18 protein-coding genes are annotated in these 14,470 nt (G+C 59.7%); 8 read left to right on the top strand and 10 right to left on the bottom strand.

The window, feature by feature from the left end; all coding sequences use genetic code 11:
* Positions 1 to 165: 165 nt before the first annotated feature.
* From J4G14_05170 to J4G14_05135, 8 genes are all read right to left on the bottom strand, one after another.
* A complete protein-coding gene (locus J4G14_05170) occupies positions 166 to 702 on the bottom strand; it encodes an aldo/keto reductase (protein ID MCE2457187.1) in 537 nt (178 codons plus the stop codon).
* Complete coding sequence (locus J4G14_05165; GenBank protein ID MCE2457186.1) at positions 648 to 1,091, bottom strand: aldo/keto reductase; 444 nt, start codon at positions 1,089 to 1,091, stop codon at positions 648 to 650. Before J4G14_05165 ends, J4G14_05170 begins: the two co-directional genes overlap by 55 nt.
* A 6-nt stretch (positions 1,092 to 1,097) precedes the next feature.
* Complete coding sequence (gene sppA / locus J4G14_05160) at positions 1,098 to 1,886, bottom strand: signal peptide peptidase SppA (GenBank protein ID MCE2457185.1); 789 nt, start codon at positions 1,884 to 1,886, stop codon at positions 1,098 to 1,100.
* Positions 1,887 to 1,908: 22 nt separating this feature from the next.
* On the bottom strand, positions 1,909 to 3,546 hold the full coding sequence (locus J4G14_05155) for an arylsulfatase (GenBank protein MCE2457184.1): 1,638 nt from the start codon (positions 3,544 to 3,546) through the stop codon (positions 1,909 to 1,911).
* Positions 3,547 to 3,808: 262 nt separating this feature from the next.
* The gene (locus J4G14_05150; protein ID MCE2457183.1) at positions 3,809 to 4,513 is read right to left on the bottom strand and encodes a DUF3179 domain-containing protein; all 705 of its coding nucleotides are present in this window, start codon (positions 4,511 to 4,513) and stop codon (positions 3,809 to 3,811) included.
* A 21-nt stretch (positions 4,514 to 4,534) separates the two neighbouring features.
* On the bottom strand, positions 4,535 to 5,053 hold the full coding sequence (locus J4G14_05145) for a DUF3179 domain-containing protein (protein ID MCE2457182.1): 519 nt from the start codon (positions 5,051 to 5,053) through the stop codon (positions 4,535 to 4,537).
* Positions 5,054 to 5,201: 148 nt separating this feature from the next.
* On the bottom strand, positions 5,202 to 5,966 hold the full coding sequence (gene rimI, locus J4G14_05140; GenBank protein ID MCE2457181.1) for a ribosomal protein S18-alanine N-acetyltransferase: 765 nt from the start codon (positions 5,964 to 5,966) through the stop codon (positions 5,202 to 5,204).
* Between the two features lie 5 nt (positions 5,967 to 5,971).
* On the bottom strand, positions 5,972 to 6,877 hold the full coding sequence (locus tag J4G14_05135) for a bifunctional 5,10-methylenetetrahydrofolate dehydrogenase/5,10-methenyltetrahydrofolate cyclohydrolase (GenBank protein ID MCE2457180.1): 906 nt from the start codon (positions 6,875 to 6,877) through the stop codon (positions 5,972 to 5,974).
* A gap of 208 nt (positions 6,878 to 7,085) precedes the next feature.
* Here J4G14_05135 and acpS point away from each other — a divergent pair, with 208 nt between their 5' ends.
* The 6 genes from acpS to J4G14_05105 are packed head-to-tail and all read left to right on the top strand — an operon-like array spanning position 7,086 to position 11,410.
* Positions 7,086 to 7,475, top strand: a complete 390-nt coding sequence (gene acpS, locus J4G14_05130) for a holo-ACP synthase (protein ID MCE2457179.1) — start codon at positions 7,086 to 7,088, stop codon at positions 7,473 to 7,475.
* A gap of 23 nt (positions 7,476 to 7,498) precedes the next feature.
* On the top strand, positions 7,499 to 7,918 hold the full coding sequence (locus J4G14_05125; GenBank protein MCE2457178.1) for a hypothetical protein: 420 nt from the start codon (positions 7,499 to 7,501) through the stop codon (positions 7,916 to 7,918).
* 2 nt (positions 7,919 to 7,920) lie between these two features.
* Positions 7,921 to 8,847: a TIGR03564 family F420-dependent LLM class oxidoreductase gene (locus tag J4G14_05120; GenBank protein ID MCE2457177.1), complete on the top strand. Its 927-nt coding sequence runs from the start codon at positions 7,921 to 7,923 to the stop codon at positions 8,845 to 8,847.
* A 4-nt stretch (positions 8,848 to 8,851) separates the two neighbouring features.
* On the top strand, positions 8,852 to 10,405 hold the full coding sequence (locus J4G14_05115; protein ID MCE2457176.1) for an NAD(P)H-hydrate dehydratase: 1,554 nt from the start codon (positions 8,852 to 8,854) through the stop codon (positions 10,403 to 10,405).
* A gap of 9 nt (positions 10,406 to 10,414) precedes the next feature.
* Complete coding sequence (locus tag J4G14_05110) at positions 10,415 to 11,134, top strand: ubiquinone/menaquinone biosynthesis methyltransferase (GenBank protein MCE2457175.1); 720 nt, start codon at positions 10,415 to 10,417, stop codon at positions 11,132 to 11,134.
* A 33-nt stretch (positions 11,135 to 11,167) separates the two neighbouring features.
* Positions 11,168 to 11,410 carry a hypothetical protein gene (locus J4G14_05105; protein ID MCE2457174.1) on the top strand — a complete coding sequence of 81 codons (243 nt, stop codon included), beginning with the start codon at positions 11,168 to 11,170 and terminating at the stop codon, positions 11,408 to 11,410.
* 123 nt (positions 11,411 to 11,533) lie between these two features.
* Here J4G14_05105 and J4G14_05100 read toward each other — a convergent pair whose 3' ends face one another.
* Positions 11,534 to 11,809, bottom strand: a complete 276-nt coding sequence (locus J4G14_05100; GenBank protein ID MCE2457173.1) for an antitoxin — start codon at positions 11,807 to 11,809, stop codon at positions 11,534 to 11,536.
* A gap of 244 nt (positions 11,810 to 12,053) precedes the next feature.
* Here J4G14_05100 and J4G14_05095 point away from each other — a divergent pair, with 244 nt between their 5' ends.
* Positions 12,054 to 13,376, top strand: a complete 1,323-nt coding sequence (locus J4G14_05095; GenBank protein ID MCE2457172.1) for an HD domain-containing protein — start codon at positions 12,054 to 12,056, stop codon at positions 13,374 to 13,376.
* A gap of 13 nt (positions 13,377 to 13,389) precedes the next feature.
* Positions 13,390 to 13,989, top strand: a complete 600-nt coding sequence (locus J4G14_05090; GenBank protein MCE2457171.1) for a hypothetical protein — start codon at positions 13,390 to 13,392, stop codon at positions 13,987 to 13,989.
* A gap of 26 nt (positions 13,990 to 14,015) precedes the next feature.
* Here the strand turns inward: J4G14_05090 and J4G14_05085 are convergent.
* Positions 14,016 to 14,470, bottom strand: a 455-nt coding sequence (locus tag J4G14_05085) for a hypothetical protein (protein ID MCE2457170.1), incomplete at its 5' end; no start/stop codon positions are given.

The following is a 14,470-nucleotide window of genomic DNA, read 5'->3' as shown; positions in this document are numbered from 1 at the left end:
CGCAAAAGTTCAACCAGATTCGATCAAACGAGGCGGGGCGTAGAGCGCGATCCTTGTAGTCGCGTTACGGCCTCTCGCCGATTCCTATTTTAGCACCTTCATGATTCAGACTTCACTAGTTTAGGTCAGAAATTTCTCAATTTTGTAAGAAACTCTGGCAACTGCTTACGCGTACTCCTTGATGTGCCCGAAGATGCGCTCCAATCGGACACGGTCAGCCTCCCGGAGGTACGGACGCTCCATCGCCCTTACATTGGATTCCATGTGCCGCAGGTTCGATGTGCCCGTGATGACACTCGTTATCGCCGGGTGGTCTGCCGCGAACTTGTACGCTGCGCTGATTACCGAGTCCACGTCGTCTCGTACGAGCCATCCAAGCGGGTCCCTGTCTGGAATAGAGTCGCGTGACAGCAGCCCTCGTGATTTCCACTCGGCGATTGTCTCCTCGAGCAGGTCGGGTTTCGGCAGCCTGATCCTGACAGCCGCCATGTTCAGGATCCCGACGTTGTGCGCGAGCGCCAGCGGCAGCACCTCCCGCGCCATCCACTGGTTCAGGATGCCGAACTTCAGCATGACTACATCCCAGAATTCAGGCGCACGTGTCAGCCCCGCCAGCGCGCCCTGCTGGTCTGGGTCGACGATGTATCTCAGGCTGAATCCCCGGTGGCCGATCTTGCCCTGCTCACGCAGACGCTCGAACACCGGGCCGTACTTCTCCACGGCCGGAGACCGTGCAGCATCATCACGTCGATATGGTCGGTGTTGAGCCTGCGCAGGCTGTTCTCGACAGAGCGTGCAAGGTCCTCCGGGTCTGCTGTCGGGTCTCCGTCCCTGGGGTACGTCCACTTGGTGACGAGCACGTAGCGGTCTCTGGGAATGCCACTCAGGGAACGTCCCAGGATCTCCTCACTGTCTCCGTATCCCTCGTGGGTGTCGAACAGGTTGATTCCGAGATCGAGGCACTTGTGGATGAGCCTGTCCTGCTCCGCCTGGGTCGCCCCCCGGTGCTGTCCGAACTGGCTTGGACCGCCAGTGCCCTGGCTGAGGAGAGAGACCCTTAGGCCTGTCCTGCCGAGAGTGCGGTAGTGCATGGACGGCTACATGCCGTGGCGGCCCTGCCACAGTCGTCTTTCCACGTCTGCGGCAATGGAGCCGACCAGGCTGTCGGTCAGGGGGCCCATCAGTCTTTCCATGAAGTTGCGCTGCGGCCTCATGTACACCGTTCTCTTGGAAGTCCCGGCCGCCTTGGAGGCCATGTCGAGCGCACGGTCGAGGTCGCCGACCTCGTCTACGAGCCCAAGCTCTGCGGCCCGCGTTGCAAGGTACACCTCGCCGGTCGCGATCTCCCGCACGCGCTCCTCTTCGATGTTGCGGCTCTCTGAGACGATGCTCACGAACGAGCTGTACATGTCGTCTATGAGCTCCTGCAGCTTCGCCTCTTCCTCAGGGGTCGTCTCCCGCCACGGCGCGCCCATGTCCTTGAACTCGCCGCTCTTGTTGACGTTAACGCCGATCCCGGCGCGTTCCAGCAGCTCCTGAAGCGCGGGCCTTACCGAGATCACGCCGATCGACCCGACGAGCGATCCTGGCGCAGCCACGATCTGGTGCGCCGCGCAGGCGATCATGTAGCCGCCCGACGCGCCAATTCCGCGTATGCTTGCGACCAGCGGCCTCCGGCGTGCGATTCTCTTGAGCGCTCGGTAGATGTAGTCTGATGCCGCCGCATCTCCACCGGGGGAGTCGATATCGAGCACCACTGCGCGCATCCGCTTGTCCTCGAGGATGCGGTTGACCAGCTTCTCCATGTCCGGCGACTTCACCTTGCCGCCGATTCCGCCGTGAATCTCGACGACCGCGATCTTGTTGACCACTCTGGCAACTATCATTGGATGCCTCTTTTGTAGGACTTCAGCCGGACATATGGGCGCTGCCGGACCTCATCACGGGGTTCCAGCCTGGATTTATGACCGGCCACGGGAGCACTCCGCATCGCTCTGCCCACTCTTCGTAAATCCTCTCGAGCTCCTGCGCCTTCGGCCTGTTCCCAGTGTACAGGTCGTTAAGCTCAGTGCGGTCGCGTTCCATGTCGTACAGTTCCCAGCCGCCGCCGATGGCAGACACCAGCTTCCACTGTCCCTGCCTCACCGCCCTGCTCCCCTCATGCTCCCACACTATCGGACGCTCGCGCTCCCAGTTCCTGCGCTCTATGGCGGGCAGCATGCTCTCGCCTTCCAGCGGAATGGTCGCCTGTCCGGCGCGCTCGGTCGGATGGCTCGCCCCGGCAGCCTCCAGGCACGTCGGCATTATGTCGATGAGGTGAATGGGCGAGTGCACGATGCCGGGTTCGCTTATCCTGTCCGGCCAGCTCAGTATGAATGGTGTGGATATCCCACCCTCGTGCGTCCAACGCTTGAACCGGCGGAACGGGGTATTGGAGGCGTTCGCCCACGGCAGGTCGTAGCTCATGAAGGTCTCTGCCCCACCGGGCCGGAGTCCAGGGACGTTGCCGACGACGACCGGCGTGCCGTCAGGGTTGGTCCCGCTGTACCTCGAAGGCTGAGGCAGGCTGCCGTCCTCTGCAAGGAACTCGGCACAGCCGCCGTTGTCCGACAGGAACATGATGAGCGTATTGTCGTCGACTCCCGCCGACCGCAGGGCTGCAAGTATCCTACCCACCCCCTGGTCGACGCGGTCGACCTGCGCGGCGTACACCGCCATGCGGATGTCCTGCCAGTCCGTGTCGTCAACTTCATCCCAGGGAGGACTGTCGGCATCTCGCGGACTGATCTCCCATTTCTCGTCCAACACACCCTCGGCCTTCAGGTTCTCATGTCGGCTGGTGCGCAGCTCTTCCCAGCCGCCTCGGTACTGACCCTCGTAGCGTGCTACGTCCTCTTCGAGCGCGTGCAGCGGCCAGTGCGGCGCGGTGTATGCGACGTACATGAAGAACGGGCTTTCCTTCTCGACAGCCTCGCCAATCATGCCAACCGCGTTGTGGCTGATTGCGTCGGTGAGGTAGAAGTCGTCGAGCTCGGTCAGCGGCACGAGCGTGTCCTGGTCCATGAGCGTCTTCGGGAAGTAGAAGTTCCCCGCGCCGGTGAGAATACCGTAGTAGCGGTCGAAGCCGCGCTGAGTCGGAGTTGGGAATCCGGGAGCAGATGGCGTCCACGAGTCTGGATTCGCCAGGTTGTAGTCGCCGCCCACGTGCCACTTACCGGCCATGAACGTGGAGTAGCCGTCGGCCTTGAGTGCCTCGGCAATAGTGACAGCGTTATCCTTCAGGTATCCCTGGTACTCAGGCACCCCGAGGTTCGCCACCATGTGACCGACGCCTGCCTGGTGCGGATTGAGCCCTGTCAGCAGCGCAGCCCTGGACGGGCAGCAGCGCGCCGAGTTGTACATCTGCGAGAACCGCAGCCCGCCCGACGCAAGCGAGTCCAGGTTGGGCGTTCGAATCTCGGACCCGAAGCATCCAATGTCCGAGTAGCCCATGTCATCCACCAGGATGACGATGATGTTAGGTCTGCCGGATGCGTCTTCGGACATGATTGAACTCCAGATGGTAAATGCGTATAACGGGTAGGGGCAGGTCTCAGACCTGCCCCTACAGGGTGTTGCGTCAGTCTGCGCTCGGAGTCTAAGAGCCCCGGAGAAATGGTGTCAACCTGTGAGACACTTACTAACCCCCTCTCCCTCGAGGGAGAGGGTTGGGGTGAGGGTGAAAATGGGTTTGATCGCATGCTACCTGGCGCCACCCACCCCCCTCTGGATTCCGGCCTTCGCCGGAATGACGGAGCTATGCAGGGTGTCAACCCGTGAACAGCTCCGTGTCGCGGTACCAGTCCGTCCACGCAAACCAGAATGACAGGTGCGATGGAAGACGCTCAAGCCTCGCTCCGGACAACTCGCCCTCTACGGCCAGACCGCTGAACGCCGACCAGACCGTGCCGGTCTCCTCGTCCACCAGCTTCGTCTGGATTCCGTTCTTCTCTCCGTCGATCGAGAAGGTCAGTGTACGGCCGTCTACGGTGCGGTCGAAGACCAGCGCCGTTCCGGTCGGACCGTCCATGTACACCAGCGCGGGCTGTCCGCCTACGTCATCGTTGACAACTGGAGTATTCAGCAGGGTCGCCGTCGGATAGGCCTTAGTGACGCCGTTGAAGTCCACGCCCACGACCAGCTGCTTGTCGGTAAGCCTGTCGTCCTCGAATGCCTGTCCGATCACGCCCTTCCTGTTGCTCATGTAGTAGCCGTTGTAGTTGTCATAGCTGCCCAGGCCACCTGTAGACATGACCTTCGTATCAGGATGAAGCTCCTTCCATGTCCCCCACGTCGTCTGGGTCACGGGTACCACGTCCAACTCCACGTCCTTGAGTTCGCCCTCCACGCCCTTTCTGAGGAACTGGCTCCAGAGAGTGCGGGTCTGGTGGTCGTACATCACCAGCGCGTTCATGATCAGCTTGCCGGATACGCCGAAAGTGTACTCTTCGTCTCCGATGGTGCGGCTATACACGATAGCCGAGAAGCAGAGCGGTCACCACGTCACCGCAACAGGTTTACCGCCAACTACGTCGTTGACTATCTCGTGTGAGCTGAGGGCCGGAATCGAGTACGCTCGGTGGTCGTCATTGATCGAGAGTCCGAGAACTAGATTGTGGTCTTCGAGGTCCTCAGACGCTTCTTCGGCGCTGACGAACTCCGGATCGAGTATCGCCGGAATCGCGTCGAAGGGCAGGAGCGTTACGATCTTGAGTTCGCGCTCCTCGTCCTCAGACGCGACGGTGGCCGGGGCAGACGCATCAGACGATGACGGACTCGCAGCCGCGGCCGTTGGCGCTGCCGTAGATGTCGGTGCCACCGTAGCGGGAACTGATGCCGCTGAGGCAGCCGTAGGAGGCGCCGTTGTGGGTTGAGCAGCGCTAGTTACGGGCGGCGAAGTCGGTGCTTCCTGAGGCTCCGGCTGCTGCGGAGTCTCACTCTCACCACTAGAACAGGCAACCGCCAGCGCGATGAGACTGACTGCCGCCAGTGTAGTTATCCATAGTTTGGGCATACTGTGAACCCCCTGTTTCGTAGGGAAAAACTGCCGTGGGAGAGGAGGGGAGGCTCTCACTCCTTACTCCTCTTCACTCACTCCTCATGCGTGCACTGTATGCCTTTAGATGCTGGCAAGCCCCGACGCGGTTCCGGGCCGCAGGGTTTTAGGTGATCTGACGCGGCGACGGTCCCCAGCGTTCTTCGTGGGATGCTACCAGGTCTTCTAGCTCTTTCTGGTATGAGACAGTCCTGATCGGCTCGGTGGTCATGATCAGCGCGTCTTCGCGATTGTCTGAGTAGTATCCCTTGCGAGTGCCGCGCTCCGTGAACTTGTACTTCTTATATAAGTTCTGCGCGACGTAGTTGGAGACTCGCACCTCGAGTGTCACCACTCGCGACTCCATTTCGAGGGCCTGCTCGATAGCAGAGATCAGCAGCAGCTCACCCAGCCCATAGCTGCGATACTCCCTCCTGACCCCTATCGACACGATGTGCGCCTCGTCGACCATGTACCACAGGCCCACGAATCCGGCGATGAGGTCCTCGCCCGGCTGCCACGACGGGTTGCGACCCCTCCACATCTCCCTCGCGCCGCTCACGAGTCGGTTGAGCAGCGGACCGTTACTCGACTCGTTGGTCACGTCTGGAAGCGGAGGCAGATCGACCTCGTCACCCGAACTCTCTCCCCTGCGAGACAGCACTAGGTACCGGGCGAGCCTGTTTCGCAGCTCACGCCTGAACGAAGTGGGCGGGAACAACGTCGGGAACGCGTCCTTCTCCACCTCGGCAGCCTGACCGAGGTCCCGCTCCTCCATGGGACGAACGGTAAACGGGCGCGCCGCCGAATGTGAAATGTCGAATTGTGAATTATGAATGGTGCTGGACGGTCCCTTGCCGTTAGTTACGCCTGTTCCCAATTCAGAATTCACTATTCTCAATTCTGCTCGCGCAGCTCAGGGTGTATGAAGAGCCGCGCCGACTTCAGCGTATTGTTCAGCAGCATCGCGATGGTCATGGGGCCCACGCCACCGGGCACCGGCGTGATTGCCGACGCCTTCTCTTTCACCGCGTCGTAGTCCACGTCACCGACGAGCCGGTAACCGCGCCTTCTCTCCGGGGCGTCTATCCGGTTGATTCCGACGTCGATCACTACCACACCGTCGCTGACCATGTCCGCTGTCAGGTACCTGGCCCTGCCGATGGCCGCGATGATGATGTCGGCCTGGCGCGTGAGGGTTTCGAGGTCGCGAGTGCGCGTGTGGCATACGGTCACGGTTGAATTCGCGTCGCTTGCTCTTTGCATCAGCAGGTTGGCGATAGGCTTTCCGACGATGTTCGACCTGCCCAGCACCACGACGTGCTTGCCCTCGGTGCCAATCCCCGTGCGCACGATCATCTGCTGTATTCCGGCGGGAGTCGCCGGCACGAACCGCGGCCTCCCCGCAGCCAGAAGCCCCATGTTGAATGGATGAAGCCCGTCCACGTCCTTCTCCGGCAAGATGGACTCCATAACGGTGTTCTCATCCAGATGGTCAGGCAGAGGGAGCTGCACGAGCAGTCCGTGAATCCGGCTGTCTTCGTTTATGCGGTGAACCTCACCTAGCACCTCATCCATCGACGCTGTCGCCGGAAGCATTACCGATTCGGAGAACATGCCCGCCGCCTCTGCGGCCAGTCCCTTGTTCCGCACGTAGACCGCTGATGCGGGATCGTCCCCTACAAGCACCACCGCGAGCCCCGGAACGACGTCGTGCTTGGTGCGCATCTCCTCGACACCTTCGGCGACCTCGGCGCGTATCTCTTCGGCCAGACGTGTCCCACTGATCACACTCGCGCTCATCGGGCTACTCTCCCCTCATCCAGGTTCAGGTGATTCAATTATAACGGCGCATCCCAATGCTGGGTATAATGACCGGGCTAAACAGAAGCTGAGTCATTTCGGAAGCGAAAATTGTCCCCTCTCCCTCAGGGAGAGGGTTGGGGTGAGGGTGAATTCTCCGCCTACACACTTGTTATGGCACCCGCCAGACAGCCTTCGAGGCCACACATTGCTAATTGCCGGCGTAGACATAATCGAGATCCCCAGGATCAAGCGTGTATTCGAGCAGTACGGAGAACGATTCCTGCACCGCATCTACACGGATCGCGAGATCGCGTACTGCCGGGGCCGCGCGCCACAGCTCGCAAGCCGGTTCGCAGCCAAAGAGGCCACCATGAAGGCGCTCGGAACCGGCGTGCGCGGCATCAGTTGGCGGGACATCGAAGTAGTACGCGGCCGTGGACAGGCCCCGAGAATCGAACTTCACGGCACCGCGCGGGCCAGGGCCGACAGGCTTGGACTGACCGACATTGCACTCTCACTCAGCCACTCCAGGGAATTCGCGGTCGCGTCCGTGGTTGGAGACAGCGAAAAAGGCAACATTCTGTACCGAAGATAGTTTAACCGTCAGGAAGAAGAGCAGTGATTTACGTATCCATACTCACATCGGACAGGACACGGGACCCAGAGCTGTGGGCCACGATATGGCAGGGCAGCCCGCCTCCCAGCATCACGCTGATCGGAGCTTACAACCTCGGTAACGACAAGCGGGTGTTCATCTGGGAAAGCAGGGCGCTCGCAGACGTCCAGTTCATGGACCGCTTCAACGAGGTCGGTCTTCTGGAGACCTACCCTGCATTCGATCGCACCGAAGGCTGGCGCGCCGCGTTTGCCAAGGACATCGACGGCTTCAGGGCAAGACTCGAGGGCGCAAGCTCAACGGCAGCGGCCAACGTGGAATCAGCAGTCGACCTCAGAAGCCGGGGAATGAACGCGCCAAACCGGAACGCTGCCCGTGCCGCTGCCAGGCAGTGGGTAGCAGAACAGGAGTCAAAGGGCTGATCATGAGAATAGGACTCTTCATTGGAACGATTGGCGCTGCCACCACCCTCCAGGGGCAGGTGCAGCAGTCTGCTGAGGCCGAGGCCGATGGATTCGAGAGCTTCTGGACAGCACAGGTTGCCGGAATCGATGCGCTGACGCTGCTCGCTCTCTCCGGCGGCGTAACGAAGTCCATAGAGATGGGCACCGCCGTTGTGCCGACCTACCCCCGTCACCCCATGGCGCTCGCACAGCAGGCGCTCACGACTCAGGCAGCCACCGGCGGGCGGCTCCTCTTGGGAATTGGACTCTCGCACAGGCCGGTCGTGGAGGACCGCTGGGGCATGTCCTTCCACGCGCCTGCCGGGCACATGGACGAGTACCTGACCATACTCCAGTCGCTCCTGACCACAGGCAGCGTCGACTTCCACGGCGAGCACTACAGCGCGTCCGGCGAGATAGCCCGGATGACCGACACTCCGCCTTCTGTGTGCGTGGCCGCGCTCGCCCCTCGTATGCTGCGCATGGCTGGCTCGCGGGCCGACGGCACCATAACGTGGATGGCCGGACCGCGTACTCTCGAAACTCACATCGTGCCCAGGATCAGCTCTGCCGCGGAGGACGCAGGACGGCCTGCCCCTCGCGTATGCGTCGGACTCCCCATAGCCGTTACCGACAACACTCAGGCCGGTTTCGAGGCTGCCGCTGGTCACTTCCAGCGCTACGGTACCCTCCCAAGCTATCGCCGGATGCTGGACATCGAGGGCGCTGAAAGCCCGGCTGAGGTAGCTATCATCGGCAACGAAGCGGAGGTTGAGGACCGTCTGAAGGCCCTTTCGTCGGCTGGCGCGACTGAATTCCTCGCATCGATCTTCCCGGTTGGCGACGATGAGGACGCCTCGGTCGCCCGAACGCGGGAGCTTCTGAAGTCGCTTATCGGTCGGGTGTGACCGTTTGAAGATAGTCACCGCCGCCGAGATGCGGGCCATCGAGGAGGGATCCGAGGAGGCTGGCGTCTCGACGGACACCCTCATGGAGAACGCGGGACTCGCTGTTGCCCGTACCGCGCAGCGCATGGTCGGTCCGCTTGCGGGCGTGCCTGTCGTCGTTCTGGTCGGCTCCGGCAACAACGGTGCCGACGGACTCGTCGCTGGGCGCCATATCAGGCGCTGGGGCGCGAGTGTCACCGCATACATCTGCCGAGACCGAGGCACCCCGGACCCAAAGCTGGATGATGCTCTTCGCGATGGCGTAGAAGTAATCGCCGTCTCTGACGACTCTGAACTTGCTCGGCTGAAGTGCGTGCTCGGCTCCGCCCACCTGGTAATCGATGCGATGCTGGGTACCGGCAGGGCAAGACCCATCGAGGGGCCATTCAAGGACATCCTGAGTGTCTTGTCTGTCGCCCGTAGGGACGGTTCGCGAACCGCCCCCGCTCTGCTTGCACTAGATCTCCCCACCGGCCTGAACTGCGACACCGCAGAGATCGACCCTGCATGTGTCGCCCCCGACGTTACGGTTGCACTGGGCTACCCGAAGCGCGGGCACCTGAGCTTTCCCGGCGCAGACTCTGTCGGAAGTCTGGAAGTGGCCGACATCGGAATTCCACCCGGTCTGGACGACGACGTACTGGTCAGTCTCCTGACCTCCGAGTGGGCACGAAACGCGCTCCCCGAACGTCCGGGAGACTCCCACAAGGGCACCTTCGGCCGGACGATGATCGTCGCCGGATCGCGCCACTTCCTGGGAGCCGCCTACCTTGCCGCGGCGTCTTCCGCCCGGGTCGGCGCGGGCCTCGTCACGATTGCGATTCCAGCCAGCCTGGTCTCGTCAGTTGCCCCCGCGGCAATCGAGCCGACGTTTCTCCCACTGCCGGAGTCCCGCGAGGGCGTGGTGTCTCCCGATGCCGCCGAAGAGGTCCTGGAGGCCGTTAACGGCTACAGCTCGCTCCTGGTCGGCTGTGGCCTCGGTCAGGCGGACGAGACTCGCGCGATGGTCGAGAAGCTGCTGCTTTCTGGAGCAGACCTTCCCGCAACGATAGTCGATGCCGATGGCCTGAATACGCTTGCACGGATCCCAGACTGGTACCACCGCTGGCCCTCAGATGGCATCCTCACGCCACATCCCGGAGAGATGGCGCGCCTTGTGTCAGGCTCCGACCTCCACGGAGATGCTGACCGTCTGGAGCTGGCGGTTGCAGGTGCACGACAATGGAACAAGACGGTCGTCCTGAAGGGTGCGTACACCGTCGTCGCCCACAGTGACGGCGCTGCTGAGGTCGCACCGTTCTCCAACCCCGGACTCGCAACCGCGGGGACAGGCGACGTTCTCGCCGGCGCGATAGCCGGGCTGATGTCTCAGGGACTGGAATCCGAGGCCGCCGCGTCCCTCGGCGTGTACCTGCACGGCCTGGCGGGTGAGTCTGTCCGTGCCCGTCTGGGGAACACCGGAATGGTCGCGAGCGACCTGTTGCCTGAGTTGCCGGCAATCATAAGAGACCTGCGGTAGAGGCGGACATTGGCACAGCTACGCGGGCCCGAACGCGCCCGATACGTCACAGGAATGTTCGCTCGTATCTCGCGGCGATACGACCTGCTCAACTCCATCATGTCAGGCGGACGCCACCATGCCTGGCGACGTAAGGCGACAGCGATGGCTGTGGAGGGACTGTCCGGTATGGCCCTGGACGTCGCGACCGGCACCGGCGACTTCGCCTTCGATCTCGCCCGCCGCTCCGAGGTCACGTCAGTGGTCGGACTCGACTTCACCCGCGACATGATGACAATCGGCGTGCAGAAGGGCTTACGCCAGGGACTCGGCTCGTCAGTCTCGTTCACCGAGGGCGACGCTCACGACCTTCCCTTCGCGGACAACAGCTTCATGTGCGCGACCGTCGGGTTCGGCATTCGAAACTTCATCGATGTGCCCAAGGCGCTGAGGGAGATGGCCCGCGTGGTCGTGCCCGGCGGAAGGGTTGTCTCGCTCGAGATCGTTCGGCAGGACGGCCGGGACCCCATAAGCGCAATGGCGCGCCTGCACTTCAGGTACGCTACACCCTTGCTCGGAGGGCTGCTCGCCGGAGACCGAGAGGCCTACACGTATCTGCCGCAGTCGGCCCAGGGGTTCATGTCAGCCACTGAGCTGACCGATGCCATGACTGATACAGGGCTGCGCGTCACCCAATGCGTGAAGCTCGCCCTCGGCACGGTCGCCATTCACGTCGGTGAAAAGTGCTAGGATATATGCGCACAACATCAGGAGACTCACTCAATGACCACACAAGTAGATCCAGGACTTCAGAGCGTACTCGACAACATCCAGGTGATCGCCGCCTCAGAGGGCGGTTCCATCCAATTCGTCGAGGCTCGCGGCGGCAAGCTGACCATCGATTACACTCCAGGCGTCAATGAAGAGTGCCCTGAGTGCGTCCCCACGCACGACCTGATCGAGATGATGGTCAAGTCCTCCACCAGCATCCTCGCCCCCTACATCACCGAAGTCGAAGTCCGGTAGCGAACCGACAACTCAGGTCTTGACGGTCCAAAATCGTTCGTCCTGAGCTTGTCGAAGGGCGGTTCACCGACCATCATAGCTAGTGGACAGTGCACTTGGTTACACTCCGTTTGGAGCCCCAACCTACCTGCCCTCGACAAGTCGCCCTGACAAGTACTTATGGATCACGCTGGACAGTAGTGTCTGGTAGGGGATTCCTTCCTCTCTGGCCTTTGCGTGCGCCAGGTTGAAGTCGCGCTCGGTCATTCGCAGATTCACTCGCCGTGTCTTGTTGAAAGTATTCCGCGCCACCTGACGAGCAACTTCGATCTCACGCTCGACATCCGGTACAGAGCGCAGCGTACCCCGCTCAAAATGCTCCAGAATCTGTCTCTCTTCCGCGTTTAGGCTATCATCCATAACTTGATTTCCTTGGATGCCATAACTCACTCGAAAGAGACACCTCTCTACTCTATGAGCTGCCGGTTCTTCTCATCACTCCATTCGAACCCGTGATCCATGTCACGATTATCGCACAATGTGTGCACTATCGAACGCTTATCTGCGTCCCGGGATCCTTTACATTCCCAAGACGAGAGTGTAGAAATGCTCCAGCCTTGGTGGTATACTCGCTAATAGAACATTAGTTTCTCAAAGATGTCGTATGGCCCTGCCGGAACCCAGTAGCACATTCAGAGACCCGATACACGGCTACATAGGTGTTTTCCAATGGGAGAAGGAGATCATTGACACCCCCGCCTTCCAGCGTCTGCGTGCCATCCATCAACTTGGGCTCACTTCATACGTGTACTATGGCGCAGAACAGTCTCGATTTGGCCACTCGCTGGGCGTGATGCATCTGGCAGGTAGGTTTGTGGAGAAGATTCTCAGGCGGCCCGATCACAGAGATCTGCTTAAAGATCGGCAAGGATGGTCAGAGGACAAATTTGAGTCGAAGGTCGATCAGGTTGTTCTGGAGGCTCGGCTAGCTGGTCTACTGCATGATATTGGGCATGCCCCATTCTCGCATACCGGTGAGGCCACGCTATTTCCGGAGGGCAGACAACACGAACACTACAGTGAGGAGATACTGCTGTCACCTGACTTGGGAATCGGAGACATCATCGACTCTAAGTGCAATGTTTGGGGAGTGACTGGAGAACGAGTTGTAGAGATTCTCAGCGAGGAGGGAGGAACATATGAGGTTGGCTTTGTCAGAGATTTAATTTCAAGCGTGTGGGACGTCGACAAAATGGACTACCTACTGCGCGATTCTATGTACTGTGGTGTTCAGTACGGCCTGTATGACTTGGACAGGATCGCAGACACGATCACACTCTATGACGAGAGTCCTGACGATGTGCTGAAGCTGGGCATCGGGATTGGCGGCATCCACGCTATAGAGGGATTTATACTCGCCCGGTACTTCATGTTCACACAAGTGTACTTTCATCCAGTGCGCCGAGCGTATGACTTGATTCTGACTGACTTCATTTCAGAGCTTCTGAAAGAGACTTCGGCAACTGGTAATTGTCCTGAGGATTTGAAGGAATATCTTGGATGGACCGATTGGAGAATCTTGGCAGAACTACCACGTTACTTGGACGAGCAGGATGAAAGGAAGAGAGATCTGGCATGGAGACTTGCCACTCGTCGACACCCGAAGCCAGTTTATGAGACGGGCGACCATGCCGATCGACTAGTGATGAATCGAGCGATGACTCTCTTGCCTCGTCGACTGGAACAACAGTATGACGGAGTCGCCATTTGGACAGACAGGGCTACCGATCATCCGGAACGATTCAGGATGGGTGACGATGGTTGGCCCATACGAAGAAGAGATGGACGCTGGGAATCTCTCGACACGCTTTCGAGAGCGTTGGGTGGACTGGAAGAGATCAGGCAGTTCAGAGTGTATGCAGACGTTCGAGATAACGACGCACTACAAAGAGAAATCGAAGACTTTTGTCGCCGAGTGATGGCCTGAGCAGGAGAATGCAATGAGCAGCGAAGATATTCTTGCCAGAAGAGTCGCGGTCATTCGACACATAGTTAGTCGCAACGGTGATCTCGGCAAGACCCAAATACAGAAGATTGTATATTTCCTGCAGGAATCGATTGGTGTTCCTCTCAAGTATCGATATCGGATGCACTACTACGGTCCATATTCAGATGAGCTTGATGGGAATCTCTCACTTACTGAGTCCATAGGATATATTGACATTGATCCCGACCCCAATGGTTTCGGATATCACGTGACACCGGTCAAGGAGAGGGAAAATACGCCTTGGCAGGGGTATGATATGTCCAAGGATCCCGAAGTCCGTGATCTCACTGAAGTCATTAATAACGCAATAGACATTCTTGGTGCGCTCGAGACTCCTCAGATTGAGTTATATGCCACCATTCAACTCCTCCAAAGAGAAAACGGTGCAGACCGTCAAGAGACTGAAGACAAAGTTTTCTATAGAACATATAGATTACTCGTACCAGAAACTCAAGAGTGCCAACCTGATTTGAGTTCGACCGATTCTTGGTTCCATAGAGCCTCGGCATATAGTCAGCGGGCGCCCTTCGATGGGATGATAAAGTTCAGCTAGGGTCACCCGTGCGGGGAGCCGGCCTATCACCCCTCGACAAGCCGCCAGGGTAGCTCCTTCTCGATAACTCCGACGTACTGGGCGCCTTTAGGTTCGTCGATAAACTCTCGAACTACCCAGCCCGTTCCTGCCACAATGTCCCGCATCTCATTTCTCGACACGAACAACCAGTCGAACCAGGGTCCTTTCAGATTCCGGTAGCGCTCACGATGTCGGAACTGTCCACTCATCCTGCCTCGCGCACGATTACTCGCCATGTAGGCAAGCTGGATTGGGTCATCGGTTGCACATGGGTCGGTGCTCTCGGCCAGGATACGTCCTCGCTCTGTTGTCATCCTGTAGAAGCGTCGCAGTAGCCACCGCGCTCTCTTGCGATTGCTGACTAGCCCGAAGTTGTTTCCCGACATCACGATGGTGTCGAACATACCCAACTGATTGGCGCTGACTTGGGTTACAGGGAGAATCCTGGCATCCCTAACTC

This window comes from Dehalococcoidia bacterium (genome assembly GCA_021295915.1).
In the GTDB taxonomy this organism is placed as follows: Bacteria; Chloroflexota; Dehalococcoidia; order Lucifugimonadales; family UBA1123; genus VXRN01.
The sequence above is the reverse complement of the archived record's forward strand: the minus strand, read 5'-3'. Positions and strand labels throughout refer to the sequence as shown.

Excerpts from the sequence above, each read along its gene's own strand:
- J4G14_05105 (MCE2457174.1), top strand. The coding sequence starts at position 11,168 with ATGACCACACAAGTAGATCCAGGACTTCAGAGCGTACTCGACAACATC.
- sppA (MCE2457185.1), bottom strand. The coding sequence starts at position 1,886 with ATGATAGTTGCCAGAGTGGTCAACAAGATCGCGGTCGTCGAGATTCAC.
- J4G14_05135 (MCE2457180.1), bottom strand. The coding sequence starts at position 6,877 with ATGAGCGCGAGTGTGATCAGTGGGACACGTCTGGCCGAAGAGATACGC.
- J4G14_05100 (MCE2457173.1), bottom strand. The coding sequence starts at position 11,809 with ATGGATGATAGCCTAAACGCGGAAGAGAGACAGATTCTGGAGCATTTT.
- J4G14_05165 (MCE2457186.1), bottom strand. The coding sequence starts at position 1,091 with ATGCACTACCGCACTCTCGGCAGGACAGGCCTAAGGGTCTCTCTCCTC.
- J4G14_05145 (MCE2457182.1), bottom strand. The coding sequence starts at position 5,053 with ATGCCCAAACTATGGATAACTACACTGGCGGCAGTCAGTCTCATCGCG.
- J4G14_05120 (MCE2457177.1), top strand. The coding sequence starts at position 7,921 with ATGAGAATAGGACTCTTCATTGGAACGATTGGCGCTGCCACCACCCTC.
- J4G14_05090 (MCE2457171.1), top strand. The coding sequence starts at position 13,390 with ATGAGCAGCGAAGATATTCTTGCCAGAAGAGTCGCGGTCATTCGACAC.
- J4G14_05155 (MCE2457184.1), bottom strand. The coding sequence starts at position 3,546 with ATGTCCGAAGACGCATCCGGCAGACCTAACATCATCGTCATCCTGGTG.
- J4G14_05095 (MCE2457172.1), top strand. The coding sequence starts at position 12,054 with ATGGCCCTGCCGGAACCCAGTAGCACATTCAGAGACCCGATACACGGC.